The organism is Aquimarina sp. AU58 (assembly GCF_900312745.1).
Classification (GTDB): domain Bacteria; phylum Bacteroidota; class Bacteroidia; order Flavobacteriales; family Flavobacteriaceae; genus Aquimarina; species Aquimarina spinulae.
Genome location: NZ_OMPD01000014.1, coordinates 1,001,181 through 1,017,883 on the forward strand (window position 1 = coordinate 1,001,181; position 16,703 = coordinate 1,017,883).

Genomic DNA, 16,703 nt, shown 5'->3' on the forward strand with positions numbered 1-16,703 from the left:
GAATCTCTTACGATTAAAAAAACTTAAACCATTGCCTAACTAATAATTAACTAATCTAAAATGAAAAAACAGCTATTATTTCTTTTAATTATTGTTGTTAATATTAATTGCTATTCACAAATTTCTTTTCAAAAAGGATATTATATCGATAATTCTGGCCAAAAAATTGATTGCCAAATTAAAAATATTGATTGGAAAAATAACCCAACCGAATTTGAATATAGATTATCAGAAGATACAGAACACAAGAAAATTACTATCAAATCTGTTAAAGAGTTTGGGGTTTATGATATATTAAAATATCGTAGACATGTAGTTATGATTGAGAGATCAAGCAATGCAATGAACAAGTTGAGTACTAGTGGAAATCTTACATTTAAAGAAGAAGAAATTTTTTTAAAGGTAGTAATAGAAGGAAAAGCTAGTTTGTACTCATTTGAAGATAAAAACGTGTCCAAGTTTTTTTATAGCGTAGATAATTCTGAAGTTAAGCAACTAATATTTAAAAAATACTTGACCCCAGAAAACAAAATAAATATAAACAATAGATATAGGCAGCAGTTATGGAGTGATTTAAAATGCAAAGGCATTTCAATGAACACTTTTAAAAATGTAGATTATTATAAAAACGAACTAAAAGTTCTTTTTAAGAAATACAATACATGTAACAATTCAGAATCTATCAATTTTGAAAACAAACAGAAAAGAGATTTGTTTAATTTAACCGTTAGACTTGGTTTAAATAGTTCTTCTCTATCCATACGCAATGATGCTTTGTTTTCATCATATAATATGGATTTTGACAATAAATTAGGATTTAGGCTTGGAGTTGAAGCTGAATTCATTTTACCATTTAACAAAAACAAATGGGCCGTACTGGTCGAGCCAAAATATCAATATTATAAATCAGAAAACGAAAGAATTTTAAACCCGAATACTGTTATTGAGCGAACAGAACAGATTAAGGTGGATTACAAGTCTTTAGAAATACCTATTGGAATTAGGCATTATATGTTTTTAAGCGAAAACTCAAAATTATTCATCAATAGCTCTTTTGCATTTGTTTTGAATCTAAACTCAAATATTACTTTTGAACACAGCGAAGATTTAGATATTCAGGCAGGAAGCAATTTAACTTTTGGTTTAGGATACAAATACAATGATAAATATAGTTTGGAATGTAGATATGGATTAAGTCATGATATCTTAAATGATTATGCAGATTGGAGCTCTGATTATAAAACACTGTCTATAATCTTTGGGTATTCTATATTTTAAATAAGACAACTTGTTGCGTTAGGGATAGTAGTAGAAATCCCGAGTATTGTCTTTTTAAGCTATGATACTGAGCTTGGCGAAGTGTTGTCTAGGGGTAGATCATGCGAGGAATTGTAGCGAATAGCCCGCCCGAACGCCCAAAACAAAAAATCTAGTTACTCGTACCAACTTTATCCTTACTTTTGTCAAAATTTTAAATATACAGTATCATATGAACGCATATGTATTTCCTGGTCAAGGAGCTCAATTTTCCGGAATGGGTCTTGATCTATATGAAAACTCAAACATCGCTAAAGAACTTTTTGATAAAGCTAATGATATCTTAGGGTTTGAGATTACCAAAATTATGTTTGAAGGTACAGCAGATGAGTTAAAACAAACTAAAGTAACGCAACCTGCTATCTTTTTGCATTCTGTTATCTTAAGTAAAGTATTAGGAGATAGTTTTAAACCAGATATGGTTGCAGGGCATTCTTTAGGAGAACTTTCTGCTTTAGTTGCTAACGGAACTCTTAATTTTGAAGATGCATTGCGATTGGTATCTAAACGAGCGATAGCGATGCAAAAAGCGTGTGAGTTGAAACCATCTACAATGGCAGCTGTTTTAGGATTAGAAGATGAGGTAGTAGAGCAGGGGTGTGAAGAAATAGATGGAATTGTAGTAGCAGCAAACTATAATTGCCCTGGGCAATTAGTAATCTCTGGCGAAGTAGAAGCTATCGAAAAAGCATGTGAATTGATGAAAGAAAAAGGAGCTCGAAGAGCATTGGTATTACCAGTAGGAGGAGCATTTCATTCACCATTAATGGAACCTGCCAGAGAAGAATTGGCAGCAGCGATTGAAGCGACTACGTTTAATACACCCAATTGCCCTGTGTATCAAAATGTGACGACAGAAGCGGTTACAGATCCAGAAGAAATTAAAAAGAACTTGATCGCACAGCTTACGGCACCTGTAAAATGGACGCAAAGTGTGCAAAATATGATCAAAGATGGCGCAACATCATTTACCGAAGTTGGACCAGGAAAAGTATTATCAGGATTGGTGAAAAAAGTAGATCGATCTATGGAAACTATTTCTGCTTCGATTTAAGAAATATCAACAATATATAATATAAACCTCGCAGAAGATGCTACACTAAGTTCGGCATTAGTCTGTGAGGTTTTTTTATGATCGATATGTGCTGTTTACTACTTTTCGTTTTTAAGACCCAATAGGTCTTTTTCATATTCCTCTAATCTCCAGTCAGCATTTTTCTTGCCGAGTCGAATAGCACGCTGGTAATACATCATAGCTTCTTTTTTGTTTTTTAAAGCACGATAAACATCGCCTAATCCATTAATCGGGCGTGCCGCATTAGGAGATTTATTAGTGAAAAAGACATACAACTCTTTTGCTTTCTCGGGTTGGTTGTGTTTCATATAAAATGCTGCAAAGACACATCCCCAGGTTGTTCTTAGGTTTTCAAGAAAATCGTTAGGTTTAAATTGATTTATAAAAGTGTCAAATGCAGTATAATCATCTTCATCAGAAGCTTTTTTGACGAGATTCCACATGGTACGTTGTGCAATTTTTTCTGGAAAACCAAATTGTTCTGCTCTCTTTTTATAATAGGTAATTACAGTATTCATTCCGCCCGATTTTTTATATTCTTCTAAGGAGTTGAACCGAAGTTCTGGATAATCATGATAATATTGTTTTATACCATGATAAAGGGTGTGGTATGGGGTAGAGCGATGCTCTTCGTTCTGCAGATAGGTATACTCCCATCTTAATGTGTTGGGAGCTTCTGATTCTAGTTTGTTTTTAAGGTATTCGGTGCCTTTTGTTACGACACGTTCATGATTACTGGAAGTAAAAAACAGGAAAGTTTCGAGTTTTTTCTTTGCGCTAAGGATACTATCCAGAGATTTCATTCTGTTTGCAGATATCGGTAAGCTGGTATCATGAATAGGAAAAGGGCTTGCGGCCAGATATCCGCTAAACAGTTCTGGGTTTTTGGTCATCGTTTCAATGACAAAACCACCGGCATATTCCCAACCAAATAGTAATCGTTCTCCAGATGTTCTAAACGTATGATCTACATAAGGAATAATTTCTTGAGCTATAAAATTTAAAAAGGTTTTTGCTCCAGAACTAAAATGACCAAATCGCTTGGGGTACGTATTTGTGATACCCACGGTAATATATTCTGGGGTGAGTTTAAATTTTTTAAAAGATTGTGATACACTTACAGCATGAAGAAAAAGCCGTTGCCCGTCTAATATGTAAACTACAGGATATTTTTTTGAAGAACCATCATAACCCTCAGGTAGAAAGATTTGAATTTTTCTTTCTTCATCCAATATTTTAGAAGGAATCACAACGTTCTTTCCAATAGTATTTTCTGTTATTTGGATTTGTGAGAATGAAAAACAGAAGATAAAACTAAATAGAATACTTAGTAAAAATGGATTTTTAATATTCATAACAATACAATATATCAAATAATAGAAATTACCGTTTGCCTTGTTTCTCAAGTTTGGTTTTGATTTTAGCCAATTGCTCTTCATATTCAGATAGGTATTCGGTATCATATTCTTTGGCTAGTTGTACTGCCTTTTGCTGTGTTTCAAGCGCAAGACCCAGTTGATTGTTTTTTTCTAACGCTTCAGACAAATTATGATATGCCCATGGAGATCGAGGACGATATTGTATTCGTCGTTTAATAACTTGTATAGCTTCTTCGATTCTACCATCTTGTAATAATTTTCTGCCAATAAATCGCAAAGAATTTACACTATTCCATCGTTCGGCTTTTGGAAGAATAGAAAAACCATATGTTGTCGAAAGTTTTTGATGAAAAGAGTCTATATTCTTTAAAGCATTACCAGGTTCTTTTATGATTTCCCTAAATCTTGGAGACCATTTTTCTTTAGGAAAAATCATTTCTATCGAAGAAAGCAGTGCTTTTATAATACATGCATAATGATCTTCATTAGGGATGACTTCGACTTTTAAGTTTAAGTTTTTTGAAGTAAATGGAGACAAGCGCTTTTTCAACTCTTCCATATTCTTGATATAGGGTTTGTCTTTACTAATATCATTTTCAGAGACACCCAGGTAGAATTGCGCTTTACGATTGGGGTTTTTAACAAAACTCTCTTCAAAAGCATCTATGAAGGTGGTGTTGGGCTGATAGCCCATACCAATCATATCTGCGGTAGCAACAGTAATATGCGCCTGAAACAAACCTGGCTCTTTTGCAAAGGTGTGTAGCGGATATACACTACTTCCTGATACGCCAACAATGATTCTGTAATCGGCAGCACGATATTGTTCTTTTAAGTATGGAAATAGTTCTTCTTTAAGATGTTTTGTGAATTTATCTGGATCGGCATTAAATTCGAGTTTATCTCTACTAGACCACATGCCATTGGTATAGACATTTGGAGCATAATGTGTTTCTTCTTCAAAGCTAATTACAATAGCTTCGGGCATACGAGTGACAGAACTTAGATGTCTTATGACCCCAGAGATCATTTGAAAAAACTTAACACCATGAGAACCACTTATCATGACTATAGGATACGTATGGTCTTTTGAAGCTACATGAAAACTCTCGGGAATGAAAATATTCATCACCCTATTTTCATCCAGTATCTTAGAATGAAAAGTAACTTTTTGTGCGTAAGTAATAGGGGAAGATGAGATTTTGGATAACGACGATTCATAAGATTGTTGCGCGTTCCCGATAAAAATAAATGTAAATAAAAGAATTGTAAGTATTAAGAAACTGTTCGTTTTCATAATGTGATTGATGAGGATTTTTATTAATAATTGATTTGTTCTTCATACCAAATCATAATGGTTGATTTATGATTACCAATATTCTTCGATATAGTAGATTTTATCTTTTCTAAATTTTATAAGTGTCATTGTACTCTCGGTTTCATTCTCTTGTAATTCTTCTATAACAATAGCGTTTAATCCAATAATCATATTTACAATTTTGCTTTTCGGAAAATCATTATATCTACCTTTTTTTAAGAATTTTACTGTATTGTTATAAAGCAATTCTCTTGAATATATACCGCCATAGCCTGGATGGTTATATTCAAAATCTGTTGTGTAAAAGCTGTATAGAAAATCTACGTCTGCTACTGTAGATCCTTTTTTGAAGACTTTTTGGTGAGCATTTTTATACTTTTTGAAAATTGATTTTAATTCTTCTTTGGATAAAGGTTTAACTTTCTCATATTCGGCTGCTACAATATCTGTGACTTCTTTCCATCTTGGATCAGTATATAGAGATTTTAAATCGCTATCATTTGTTAGTTGCTTATAGTTAGAAAACTTTCCTTCTTTTACTATTTTAAGTAATTGCAGAAATGCTGCATCGGGTTCTTTTGCCAATGCCCAGGCACATGCTGCATTAAATCGATTAGAAATTTCTTTGTCAGACATGTTTGATTGATTGCCTAATACAGCGAATGCTTCTGTGTATTTTTGTCCCGATGTATAGAATTCTTTAGATTGGTATAAACCCCAGGCTTCTTTTAATAATTTGGAATACGATTCGTTTTCTTGCCCAAATCCCTGGGACATTAAAAAACTCATCAATATAACTACAATTTTACTTCTCATATTTTTGGTAATAACCTGAGTTAAATATAGTGTGTAGTTAAAAAGCTAATCTTAAAATAGTGATGAATTGGGGTAAAAAAACAGTAAAGCGTTTCTTTTTATCGTTGAAGAATTAAAGTAAGTACTTGCTTAAAATTGCACCCATTTTCTGAATGCAGAAGTCGTACTCGAACTAGTGATTACACTTTGTTCAACCCCATCAAGAATAATTAGCAATCTGTTTTTACTATGACTGTCCATTCCTTTGATGTGATTGATATTTACCATTTGGCTTCTGTTAATTCTGAAGAAAACTTTTGGGTCTAACTGATTAGTTAGCGTGCCTATTTTTTGCGTTGCTCTATGTATATTGCCTTTTGTATCTGTAATCTTACAAAAATCTCCATACGCCTCAATTAGGGATATTGTATTGGTATCGATCAACTTGATCCCATTTCCTTTTTTAATCACAAAACGTTTTAGAAACTGTCTTTTTTCGGGAGTCATTAATTCTTTAAGTTCTTTAAAAACATTTTTGTCTACCGAAGGCGAGTTTTTTGGCAATGCAATAAGTGTTTCATATTTGCGAAGTGCTTCAGAAAGTTCTTCTTTCGAATAGGGTTTTAAAATATATGCAATACCATTAGTTTTAAAAGCATCTAATAGAAACGTGTCATAAGCAGTACAGAAAATAATAGGAGAAGATATGGGTATTTGATCAAAGAGATCAAATGCATTGCCATCTAATAATTGAATATCTGAAAGGATTAAATCATAGTGATGTTTAGATAACAAAACAGAGGTTTCATTTACAGATCTGGACCAATCCAAAGTAAGATCTGACTCAAAATACTCAGTAAGATATAGTTCAAGTTTTTCATAAGCCGGAATTTCGTCTTCTAAAATCAGAATATGCATAGGATCAACAATGTCGTTTTAATCTTTTAATGTTAATAGTGGTAGCGAAACCGTAAAATACGCTTTATCTTCTTCAATTGTTACTTCTCTATCAGAAAGCAAAAGATACCGTTTTTTTATATTCTGTAGTCCGCTTCCCGAAGAATGATTAGTTTCTGAAGTGTTTGAGGTATTGTTTTTTACCAGGATATGATCTTCGGTAATCGTGATTTGTGTAGTAATGATTTGATCGCTAGTTGGTTTATTATGTTTTACAACATTTTCAATAACTGTTTGTAGTGCGCCAGTAGGTAAATACTTGTCTTTTGGTAAATTGGTTTCAGGTATTTTAAATTCATAAGAATGCCCAAATCGAGTTTTGATAAGAAAGAAATAGTTTTCGGCTAATTTTATTTCTTCTTCGAGAGAAACAACTTCCTGATCCTTGGTCTGGATGAGATGACGGTACAATGCAGCCAATCGCGCAATATATGCTTTTGCTTTTTGTGGGGAAGTATCAATAAGCGCATCCATAGTATTTAAGCTATTAAACAAAAAATGAGGATCAAATTGCGATCGTAATAACTTGAGTTCTGTTTCCCGTTGTTCTTTTTCAATCTGATTTACTTTTATAAAGTTTTCGTAATACTTCTTACCCATTAATAACCCCAATGGTATGGCAATATCTACAGCAGAATTGTAGTAACTTTTAAAGAGTAAAAGAGGATGCATATTAGAAAAAGTAAAGGGATTACCCGAGGACCAAAACTCAAGAAGAAGAGATCCAAATCCAACTAGAATAACACTTGCTAGTGCCAGCATAAAAAACAGAAGATATTTTTTGTTTTTAACCAGTAACTCTACGATAAGATACTTAAAAAGAAAGAGTAGGATAATAGTTTTTACCCAAAACAGAGGCATGTTTACCAGATATTGTAATAATGCCATATCCAAAATATAGTATCGAGCCATATCCCAGAGGGTAGCCAGAACAAAATAAAAAACCAGAAGTTTATAATCTGATGTATTAAGTTTTAAGTATGTCATAGATTACAAAGATAGTATTCAAACCAAATAGGAGATTTTTACTTTTGAATTGTATTTATTATTTCGCTTTCGCGAAAGCTATTTTTACAGCTAACCCCGTTAATACAGAAGCCATAAACCACTTTTGAACCCTTACCCATAATGGATTTTTTGCAAACCAACCCGCCATTTTTGCTGCCGAAATAACAATAAGAAAATTAATTGAAAAACTAATCATAATCTGCATCATCCCTAATTGAAAACTTTGTCCCAAAATTGATCCGTATTCTGGTTTGATAAATTGTGGAAAAAAGGATAAATAAAACAATGCCATTTTAGGGTTGAGGACATTGGTAAGAAGCCCAATATTAAATAACTTAAAAGGTTTGTCTTCTTTTAAAGAACGATCGGTGTCAAATATTTTAGTACCACCAGATCTAATCGTATTGTAGGCTAAGTATAATAAATAACCAACCCCCAGAAATTTAACAATCACAAAAGCATAAGGTACAGCAAAAAAGATGGCAGTTAACCCAAACGATACCATAAGAATGTGAAACAAAAATCCGCAGATAACTCCAAAAAGCGAAATGATTCCGGCCTGCTTTCCTTGGGATAAGGATCTCGAAATAAGATAGATCATATTAGGTCCGGGAGATAGTACCATTATTAGTGAGGCGAGAGCAAATACAAGAAATTCGTTGATAGGAATCATATATTTTAATTACGGGTTTATAGGGTAAAAGTATTGTTTTTTTCTAAGTTAAAAATCCTATTATGCTGTATTGACACTTAATTTGTATTTGTCGAATGTAAAATCCTTATGGTATTATAATTTATAAATGTAACTGGTTTACAGATATCTGTATTTTTCTGATACGGAAAAACCATAATTTCGCTTTGATTACGATGTTAAAACCGTAAAGAATACTATTTAGAAAACCAACTTTTCCTGTTTCGTAGTACAGTGTACATTTTTAATCTATAGTTATGAATTTGATGGTAAAGCAAATACGATTGATAGAGCGAGTTGATCAACTTATTCGTCTGCAAGCTACGGGCTCACCAGAAGAACTGATCTCTAAATTAGGAATCTCAAAAACCAAATTATACCGCATTATTAATACGATGAAAACTTTAAATGCTCCTATTGAGTATGATATCACGCTGCAAAGTTTTGTGTATGCCGAACCGGTAGGATTTACTTTTGGATTCTATACAAAAAATCAAAAAGCAAAAATCCTTAATGGTTTTGGGAGATAACCAGAAGTATAGATTATATAAAACTAAATACTACATATGAGGCCCAAAATCATAAATCTGCCCCCTCATTTCTTAAAAAAAACATTTTTCCAGTTCCGTTTTTCAGAACTGGGATGTCTTATTATACACAATTTGTTTATTAACTAGGATGTATTGTAAAATTTATAGCATACAATAGATCACAAAATCATTAATATACTATGTCTAAAGAAAATTATGATGTAAAATTAGCTGCATTAGAAACACTACCACAAGAAGAAATAAAGGCACCAACACTTCCTGTTGATGTATTTATTCAAGAAGCCGAAAACTTGTACGTATGGACAGAGGAAGACAAAGAAATATTACTAGCCAAAGGGTTGGATTGGGAGATGTTTGTAGAGGATTTACCTATTAGAACTGGAGCCTGTCGATATGCGCAGGCCATGTGGATGAAAGAACGATATAGCCAGGAAGAAGCCTCCAAAGTTTGGAAAGAAAAATCTCCTAAAGCATACGAGTTTAGAAATGATTTGCTTGCCGATTTGCGCTTTACGTTTCGCAAGAGACCAGACCTTATCACTCGTGTACGAGCTATTGCAGATGGAGAAGGGGATGCAGATATGATCCAGGATTTGATGGATATTAGTGTATTGGGTAAAGCCAATGTACCAGAGCTCGAAAAAACGAAATACGATCTTCGAAACTTAGAACTGGCCGCACAGAAATCAGATACTCTGGCCGAATTACTGACCAAAGCTAACGGAACTACTTTAGATAATTCTAAAGCCAAAGAAATCAGGGATAGAGCCTTTACTCATCTTAAAGAGGCTGTAGATGAAGTTCGGGATACTGGGAAATATGCCTTTAGAAAAGACCCCGAGCGTTATAAAGGATATATTAGTCAATATAAACGTAGATAATCGAGAGCTATAACTAGCCCGCGCCTAAGCTTAAGGTTTCTGCGCAATCATGGAGCCTGATCATACTGCGCGGGATGGTTTTATAGCTCTCGGGAAAGCAGTCGGTATACCGATGGTCGATATAACTAGTGCGAGGAAAAACACAATGACGTGATGAAGATATATAATGTGCCGATGATCGATAAAAATGTTGTGAGGATGATGTTACTTATACCGATGGTTAATACATACCAAGTGTGGATACTGTTTTTATTGTAATAAAAGGAAATGTATTTATTTACATATGAATATGACATCACGGTACAAAGTTTTGTATATGCCGAGCTCGTTGATTTTACTTTTGGGTTCTATACAAAAGATCGAAAAACGAATATTATTAACCCTTTTATAGGGTAGTTAAAATGGTGTTTAACCTGAACTCCAAAATCAGATACTTGGTGCAGAAAACCCTTCTAATTTTATTTAACATAATTTTAACAATTCTTACATTCTCAGGGTAATGGGTCAAACTGGTGCTTTTGAGAAAAAGTGTATTTTTGATATTGATTATCAATAATTTATAAAACAAATAAGCCTCTTTATTGAGGCTTATTTATGTTGTTTGTACTACTTAAAATTGCTTAGAACCTATTAAATAAGGGTTTTGTATTGCTACGTGGGTCAAACTGGTGCTTGGTTATATTTGCAGCTATGAATTGTAAAAATTGTAACCAATCAAATTGTATAAAGAGAGGTAAAAGAAATGGTAAACAACGCTATTTCTGTAGAGATTGTCGTATTTCATTTCAAGATATATATTCTTATAAAGCATATCAAACCACAACAAATACTTTGATTAGAAGTTTACTCAAAGAAAGCTGTGGTGTTTTGAGTATTTCTAGAATTATAGGTATTTCAAAAAATACTGTACTATCCAGAATGCTAGAAATTAGCCTACAAATTAAAGCTCCATGTTTTGATAGATTAGGTTGCAAATTTGAGGTCGATGAATTGTGGAGTTTTATTGGCAGTAAAGACAATGTAACCTGGATTACCTATGCTATAGAAAGAGAAACCAAAAGTGTTGTTGATTTTTTTGTAGGTAGAAAAACAAAAGATACGATCAGACCTTTGATAGATAAATTATTGTTATTGCAACCCAAGAGTATTTATACCGACCGATTAAATATTTATCCGGGATTGATCCCTAAAGAAATTCATAAAGTGTTTCGATATTGTACCAACAGAATAGAGCGTAAGAATTTGACTTTACGTACTCATATTAAAAGAGTATCGAGAAGAACAATTTGTTTTTCTAGAAACAAAATATATCTCATCGCCCATTTACGAATCTATTTTTGGGGATAGTTTTTTATGATTAAGAAAACTACTTCTATCTCGATCTGTTATTGGTGAACTTTACTATTTTAATACTTTGTATTAATGGATTAAGTCACAATGTCTTTTCTCTTTGATCTATTATTTTGTTTTAGTTTCTCCTATAATTACTCCAAAGTTTCCGTCTAATTGATTCTGATTTTTAGAAGGTAGATATACTCTGGATACAAATCCATCCAGATATAATGCATTTTTGCAACCGTTTTGCTTAAAATAGGAAGCAAAATCATAAAAATTTGTTTTCTCTTTAGAGATTGCAAAAAGTAAATTTCCGTTGGGCAAGATTCCTACTCCGTTTCTAATATGAACATTAGAAGATCCTTTTCTAAATTTGGGATGGATTTTTCCGTCAATCAAGAGCATAGGACCTGATTGCGTCGCATATTTGATGTTCTCACTACTTGCAAACATCTTTGTGGTACAAATGACAGGTTTGTTTTTATTGGTTAGATAGAATATCCCATTGGGTTGAAGATAAAAATTACCGTACCCACTTTGGGATGTGTCAATCCTGATTTTGGTTTCTCCATTTTCAATATATAGCCCCTGGGGGGATAGATCTTTATTATACATCCCCCCGTTCATTGCAAAAATCAATTCTTTGTTTTCTTTTTCAAGTTCTGATTTTAAATTTTGAAAGCTTTTGTAATTCGTAGCGTTCTCATTTTTCCAATAGAAATGTAACTCTTGTTGCAATGGATTTATCTCGTAGCTTAAAAATCTGGATTTTTTAACCTGAGTTTCTGATTTGTTAACAAAAAAGAAACTGGTTAATAGTACCAGAGCTCCAAGTATTACTATAGAACCAATGAGTTTTTTCATTACATACTAGTTCTTATATACTTTTCCATCTTTCATTACAAACACTACATTCTCCATAGTGCTTATTTTTTGAGTTGGATCATCATTTACTGCTACAATATCGGCTAAGAAACCGGGAGTAATTTGCCCAATCTGATCTTGCATATTCAGGATTTTGGCGTTGGTGGTCGTTGCACTTTGTATAGTTGCCATTGCAGGCATACCGGCTTCGACCATAAAACCAAACTCTTTTCCGTTTTGTCCGTGTTTAAATACTCCGGCATCAGTACCAAAGGCGATACCTACTCCACGATCATATGCTTTTTTAAATGTATTTTGGATTTTTGGACCGATCTCTAGTGCTTTGGGAACAATAATAGCAGGGTAATACCCATCAATAGCTGCTTTTTCGGTAACTTCTTTTCCGGCAGTAATAGTAGGGACCAAATAGGCATCATGCTGTTTCATTAAATCCATTGTTTTTTCACTCATTAATGTACCGTGCTCAATAGTTTTTACACCACCCAAAATAGCACGTTGCATTCCTTCATCACCATGTGCATGTGCGGCAACGTGAAATCCATAATCTTTTGCAGTTTCACATATCGCCTTAATCTCTTCTACAGTAAACTGGGGGTTAGAACTACTTTTTGCTACACTTAATACGCCACCTGTAGCAGTAATTTTGATGAGATCTGCACCATTTTTATAGCGTTGTCGTACTGCTTTTTTTGCATCTTCGACACTATTTACTACGCCTTCTTTTGGACCGGGATCACCGATTAATGATCTTTTACTGCCGTTAGTAGGATCTGCATGACCGCCAGTGGTAGCCAGAGACTTACCAGCTGTAAATACTCTAGGGCCTTTTATACGCCCGCTTTTAATTGCTTTTTTAAGTGAAATATTTACTCCACTTCCTCCTAAATCTCGCACTGTAGTAAAGCCTGCCATTAGTGTCGTTTTAGCAAACTGAACCGAATTAAAAGCGACATCTGCTTCGCTATCGGTATATTTTTGTAAATACGCCTTTGGATTCGTTTCGCCTTCGAGATGTACGTGCATATCAATCAAGCCAGGCATCACTGTTTTATTTTTAAGATCAATAGTGATGTCATCTTTTTTGCCGGCAACAAAGCCATTTTCGACTTTAATAATTTTATTTCCAGAGATGACAATCGTTTTTTCGGTAAGAACTTTACCTACTTTGGTATCGACTAGTTTTCCGCATTGTAAATAGGTGTTTTGAGCAAAAATAGTCGTGCTTATAAATACAAAAAGTACTGTGTATAGATATTTCATATGTGATAGTGTGAAAAGTTACTATAAATTAAAATTGAGTTTTGAATATACAAAAGGAACAATTTAAAATAAATTGTTGTGATTAAGAGGTTGATTATGATTTCTTTTAGAAATATGGAGTTAGTTTTTATAGACCTCACAGGTTTCACAAACCTGTGAGGTCTTATCGATGACCTTGAATGCGTTAGGGATAGAAGCGGCATCCTTTTTATTATTATTTCGAATAACTTTTCGAAATAATAATAAAAAGATATAGCGAATAGCCTGCCTCGAACGCCAAAATAACTATAAAGATATTACGTTAATAACTCTTCTAGATTTTGTTCTATGTATTGTGGAATAGCATTAATATCGATAATCTCATCAGATAAACCTTTTTTCTTTTCTTGTAATTGTAGTATTTTTTCTTCGATCGTATTTTTAGTAATAAATCGCATGACCATTACATTATTGGTTTGTCCTATACGATGCGCTCTGGCGATCGCTTGCTTTTCAATAAACGGGTTCCACCATGGATCTAATAATACTACATAAGATGCTTTGGTAAGATTTAGTCCAACACCTCCTGCTTTTAATGAAATAAAGAACAAATTGATATCATCATTTTGTTGAAACTCATTTACAATAGCTTCTCGATCCGTACTCTTGGTTTGCCCGGTTAGTGTTAGATAGGAAATGTTATTTGCCGTGCACCACTCCTGATACAGACTAAGATGAGATACAAAAGAACTGAACACAAGTACTTTTTTGTTGGCTTTGACCAGTGTACTTAGGTAATGCGTAACATCCTGAAATTTTCCTGATTGATCTTTTGTATTATCGTCTACAAGTTTAGGATGATTTACAATCTGGCGAAGTTTGGTGAGTGTATTAAGAATATGGATCTTATTTGTCGAAGTTGGATCGATACCCAGCAGTAGATTTCTGGCTGCTGATTTCTGAGATTCGTATTGCTTTTCCTGTTCAGAAAGCATTTCTGTGTATATAGTCTGTTCTGACAATTCGGGCAGATCTTTGGCAACCTGTTCTTTGGTTCTTCTTAATATAAAAGGATCTATTAATGCTTTTAACTCTTTGATACATTCTTGATCCTGGTGTTTTTCTATCGGAATTTTAAAGCGATCCTTGAAAAAAGGATAGCTGCCTAGCATTCCCGGGTTAATAAATTCCATCTGAGACCAAAGATCGGATAATGAGTTTTCTATCGGTGTACCACTCAAAGAAATCTTATGAGTAGTATGTATATTGTTTATAGCCTGAAATATTTTAGACTCTTTGTTTTTGATCTGCTGGCTCTCGTCTGTGATCAGATAGGTGAAATTTACTTTTTCTAAGGCAGAGATGTCTTTTGATACCGTAGTATAGGTGGTAAGAATAATATCGTAAGTCTCTAGATATGGAGTGATTTTTTTACGATCAGAACCTGTGTATTTAACGATATTGAGGTGGGGGGCAAACTTTAATATCTCCTGTGCCCAATTAAATACCAGAGAAGAGGGGAGTACAATCAAAGCTTTGAGATAAGTCTTTACCTCTAGAGGATCACTAAACAATTCTAATCGAATTTTCTCAACCTTTTCATCTATAGGTTCTAGCTGTTCTTTTGCATATACCAACATTGCAATAGTTTGCAAAGTTTTTCCTAATCCCATATCATCTGCTAAGCATGCACCTAATTTGTTGTAATGATGATTGACCAACCATTGTACCCCTTCTTCCTGATAAGGACGCAATGTTGCTTTAAGTTTTGCTGATGGTTCATAATGTTGCCTGGTAACATCTTCTATACTAATTTCTTCTGGCGGAATAATATCCTTTAACAAGATGTAATTACTTTTGGTGATACGTATACTTTTATCTTGTATCTGGCCAAAATCTACAAGTTTTTTATATCGCGTCATCCATTCGTTAGGGATAATAAAAACCTGATCTTCATGAATTGGAAAAAAACGATTATTTTGCTTGATATATGGTGTAAATTTTGAAAAAGGAATTTCCTGACCTCCAATGGTAACGACTCCTTTAATATCAAACCAATCATTCTCTTGTTGACTGCCGATTTCAATGGTATATGGAGCAATATTAACTGTCCTATCATCCAATAGAGGTAGTTTTATCTCAAATCCATCAGCTTCTAATTGGGCTTTGTTCGATTTTAGCCAATTCAGAATTTCAAAAGGATCATCAGAAGCTTTAGTTTCTAATAGTAAATTATTATTTACCTGCAGCCCTTTGGATGTGAGTAGATCAATGATTTCTTGTTCGGCTTCTGGATCACGTTTGGTTTGAATAATCTGAATTTGATCATCATTTTCTAGACGCACATTAGAAACCGTAGTTTTTGCACTATTATAATCAAAAAGAATAGTATTGTATTCAAAACAGACTTTAATCACATAAGTATTCTGGATAAAATCCTGGATGATTTCTATCCCATAAGATGCTATGTTTTTATGTGTAATGATATCAAAACCATGAGTTATAACATCTATGTTTTTGATTATTGGGATGATTACTTTTTCGAGGTAAATTTTGATATGTTTATGGGCAATGGTAATTTTTTCTTTATCAAAAAAGGGTTTTAATTTATTAGCGTTTAGGTTTTCAATTTGATACAGGTATTTATCTAGAATAATCCAGGAAGGCTCATTAAGTAGTATGCTAATATCATTATTTTTAGGAATAATGAGTGTGTCTTTATTTTTTAGAGAAAAAGCATATTCAATACCTTCATCTGTCTTAGTGAATTCGAGAATAGGTTTGAGTATCGTATTACCAATCGATAGTTTATGATTTTCGAAAGGATCTTTTCTTTGAGCATTACTGGTTATTGCATATTGATGTGTAACAATCAAGGAATAGAAAACAGATAATTTTTTATTTATATAATCAAGTACAACTTTTTTTATTTTTGGATCTTTTAATACATCTGAAAAACGTAAACTTTTTCTCCTTTTTACAGGCATAAATTGTTGCTCTAATGTTTTGATTTTTAGATGAGAACATATCTCTAGCAATTGCTCATGAGGAGTGTCCCGAAATTCTATATTGTAGCTTTCCAAAGTTTCGGGGATTGCTTGTTTTTCTACATAACCAAGATGTCCATTAGTTATTGGTACTACATATGCTTCTGGTAAGAGCGGGATTTCAGAAAAATTATGATCAACAAGATTATAACAGATGCAAAGGGAATCCATGAAAAAGGAATAAGTTTAAGAGGTTAAATTAGGTGTTGAAAAGATTAGATTTCT

At 33.3% G+C, this 16,703-nt stretch carries 14 protein-coding genes; 5 read left to right on the forward strand and 9 right to left on the reverse strand.

Going from position 1 to position 16,703, the window contains the following annotated elements; all coding sequences use genetic code 11:
* Positions 1–60 precede the first annotated feature (60 nt).
* Complete coding sequence (locus DK441_RS15685; RefSeq protein WP_109851544.1) at positions 61–1,278, forward strand: outer membrane beta-barrel protein; 1,218 nt, start codon at positions 61–63, stop codon at positions 1,276–1,278.
* A gap of 211 nt (positions 1,279–1,489) precedes the next feature.
* Positions 1,490–2,371 (forward strand): ACP S-malonyltransferase, encoded by an 882-nt coding sequence (gene fabD / locus DK441_RS15690; RefSeq protein WP_109851545.1) that lies wholly within the window; start codon positions 1,490–1,492, stop codon positions 2,369–2,371.
* Positions 2,372–2,469: 98 nt separating this feature from the next.
* On the opposite strand, the gene DK441_RS15695 is transcribed toward fabD, so the two are convergent.
* The 6 genes from DK441_RS15695 to DK441_RS15720 form a co-directional block, all read right to left on the reverse strand.
* A complete protein-coding gene (locus DK441_RS15695) occupies positions 2,470–3,747 on the reverse strand; it encodes an alpha/beta hydrolase-fold protein (protein ID WP_160112120.1) in 1,278 nt (425 codons plus the stop codon).
* Positions 3,748–3,775: 28 nt separating this feature from the next.
* Positions 3,776–5,068, reverse strand: a complete 1,293-nt coding sequence (locus tag DK441_RS15700; RefSeq protein WP_109851547.1) for an alpha/beta hydrolase — start codon at positions 5,066–5,068, stop codon at positions 3,776–3,778.
* 72 nt (positions 5,069–5,140) lie between these two features.
* Complete coding sequence (locus DK441_RS15705; protein ID WP_109851548.1) at positions 5,141–5,905, reverse strand: hypothetical protein; 765 nt, start codon at positions 5,903–5,905, stop codon at positions 5,141–5,143.
* 129 nt (positions 5,906–6,034) lie between these two features.
* The gene (locus tag DK441_RS15710; protein WP_109851549.1) at positions 6,035–6,802 is read right to left on the reverse strand and encodes a LytTR family DNA-binding domain-containing protein; all 768 of its coding nucleotides are present in this window, start codon (positions 6,800–6,802) and stop codon (positions 6,035–6,037) included.
* An 18-nt stretch (positions 6,803–6,820) separates the two neighbouring features.
* Positions 6,821–7,828 (reverse strand): sensor histidine kinase, encoded by a 1,008-nt coding sequence (locus DK441_RS15715; protein WP_109851550.1) that lies wholly within the window; start codon positions 7,826–7,828, stop codon positions 6,821–6,823.
* 58 nt (positions 7,829–7,886) lie between these two features.
* Positions 7,887–8,522 carry a LysE family translocator gene (locus DK441_RS15720; RefSeq protein WP_109851551.1) on the reverse strand — a complete coding sequence of 212 codons (636 nt, stop codon included), beginning with the start codon at positions 8,520–8,522 and terminating at the stop codon, positions 7,887–7,889.
* Positions 8,523–8,797: 275 nt separating this feature from the next.
* Between DK441_RS15720 and DK441_RS15725 the strand changes: the two genes are divergently transcribed.
* The 3 genes from DK441_RS15725 to DK441_RS15735 all read left to right on the forward strand — a co-directional run bounded on the left by DK441_RS15725 (position 8,798) and on the right by DK441_RS15735 (position 11,319).
* The gene (locus DK441_RS15725) at positions 8,798–9,070 is read left to right on the forward strand and encodes a hypothetical protein (RefSeq protein WP_074409577.1); all 273 of its coding nucleotides are present in this window, start codon (positions 8,798–8,800) and stop codon (positions 9,068–9,070) included.
* Between the two features lie 200 nt (positions 9,071–9,270).
* Positions 9,271–9,972 (forward strand): hypothetical protein, encoded by a 702-nt coding sequence (locus DK441_RS15730; protein WP_109851552.1) that lies wholly within the window; start codon positions 9,271–9,273, stop codon positions 9,970–9,972.
* A 690-nt stretch (positions 9,973–10,662) separates the two neighbouring features.
* Positions 10,663–11,319: an IS1 family transposase gene (locus DK441_RS15735; protein WP_160112121.1), complete on the forward strand. Its 657-nt coding sequence runs from the start codon at positions 10,663–10,665 to the stop codon at positions 11,317–11,319.
* A gap of 111 nt (positions 11,320–11,430) precedes the next feature.
* Here the strand turns inward: DK441_RS15735 and DK441_RS15740 are convergent, their stop codons facing one another.
* From DK441_RS15740 to DK441_RS15750, 3 genes are all read right to left on the reverse strand, one after another.
* Entirely contained in the window at positions 11,431–12,171 is a 741-nt protein-coding gene (locus DK441_RS15740; RefSeq protein WP_109851554.1) for a phosphodiester glycosidase family protein, read from the reverse strand.
* Positions 12,172–12,177: 6 nt separating this feature from the next.
* Positions 12,178–13,452, reverse strand: coding sequence for an amidohydrolase family protein (locus DK441_RS15745; RefSeq protein ID WP_109851555.1), 1,275 nt, complete (start codon positions 13,450–13,452; stop codon positions 12,178–12,180).
* Between the two features lie 296 nt (positions 13,453–13,748).
* Entirely contained in the window at positions 13,749–16,649 is a 2,901-nt protein-coding gene (locus DK441_RS15750; protein ID WP_109851556.1) for a DEAD/DEAH box helicase, read from the reverse strand.
* Between the last annotated feature and the right edge of the window lie 54 nt (positions 16,650–16,703).

Bases quoted from the DNA above. Each gene is read 5' to 3' on its own strand.
- DK441_RS15685 (WP_109851544.1), top strand. From the start codon at position 61: ATGAAAAAACAGCTATTATTTCTTTTAATTATTGTTGTTAATATTAAT.
- fabD (WP_109851545.1), top strand. From the start codon at position 1,490: ATGAACGCATATGTATTTCCTGGTCAAGGAGCTCAATTTTCCGGAATG.
- DK441_RS15695 (WP_160112120.1), bottom strand. From the start codon at position 3,747: ATGAATATTAAAAATCCATTTTTACTAAGTATTCTATTTAGTTTTATC.
- DK441_RS15700 (WP_109851547.1), bottom strand. From the start codon at position 5,068: ATGAAAACGAACAGTTTCTTAATACTTACAATTCTTTTATTTACATTT.
- DK441_RS15705 (WP_109851548.1), bottom strand. From the start codon at position 5,905: ATGAGAAGTAAAATTGTAGTTATATTGATGAGTTTTTTAATGTCCCAG.
- DK441_RS15710 (WP_109851549.1), bottom strand. From the start codon at position 6,802: ATGCATATTCTGATTTTAGAAGACGAAATTCCGGCTTATGAAAAACTT.
- DK441_RS15715 (WP_109851550.1), bottom strand. From the start codon at position 7,828: ATGACATACTTAAAACTTAATACATCAGATTATAAACTTCTGGTTTTT.
- DK441_RS15720 (WP_109851551.1), bottom strand. From the start codon at position 8,522: ATGATTCCTATCAACGAATTTCTTGTATTTGCTCTCGCCTCACTAATA.
- DK441_RS15725 (WP_074409577.1), top strand. From the start codon at position 8,798: ATGAATTTGATGGTAAAGCAAATACGATTGATAGAGCGAGTTGATCAA.
- DK441_RS15730 (WP_109851552.1), top strand. From the start codon at position 9,271: ATGTCTAAAGAAAATTATGATGTAAAATTAGCTGCATTAGAAACACTA.
- DK441_RS15735 (WP_160112121.1), top strand. From the start codon at position 10,663: ATGAATTGTAAAAATTGTAACCAATCAAATTGTATAAAGAGAGGTAAA.
- DK441_RS15740 (WP_109851554.1), bottom strand. From the start codon at position 12,171: ATGAAAAAACTCATTGGTTCTATAGTAATACTTGGAGCTCTGGTACTA.
- DK441_RS15745 (WP_109851555.1), bottom strand. From the start codon at position 13,452: ATGAAATATCTATACACAGTACTTTTTGTATTTATAAGCACGACTATT.
- DK441_RS15750 (WP_109851556.1), bottom strand. From the start codon at position 16,649: ATGGATTCCCTTTGCATCTGTTATAATCTTGTTGATCATAATTTTTCT.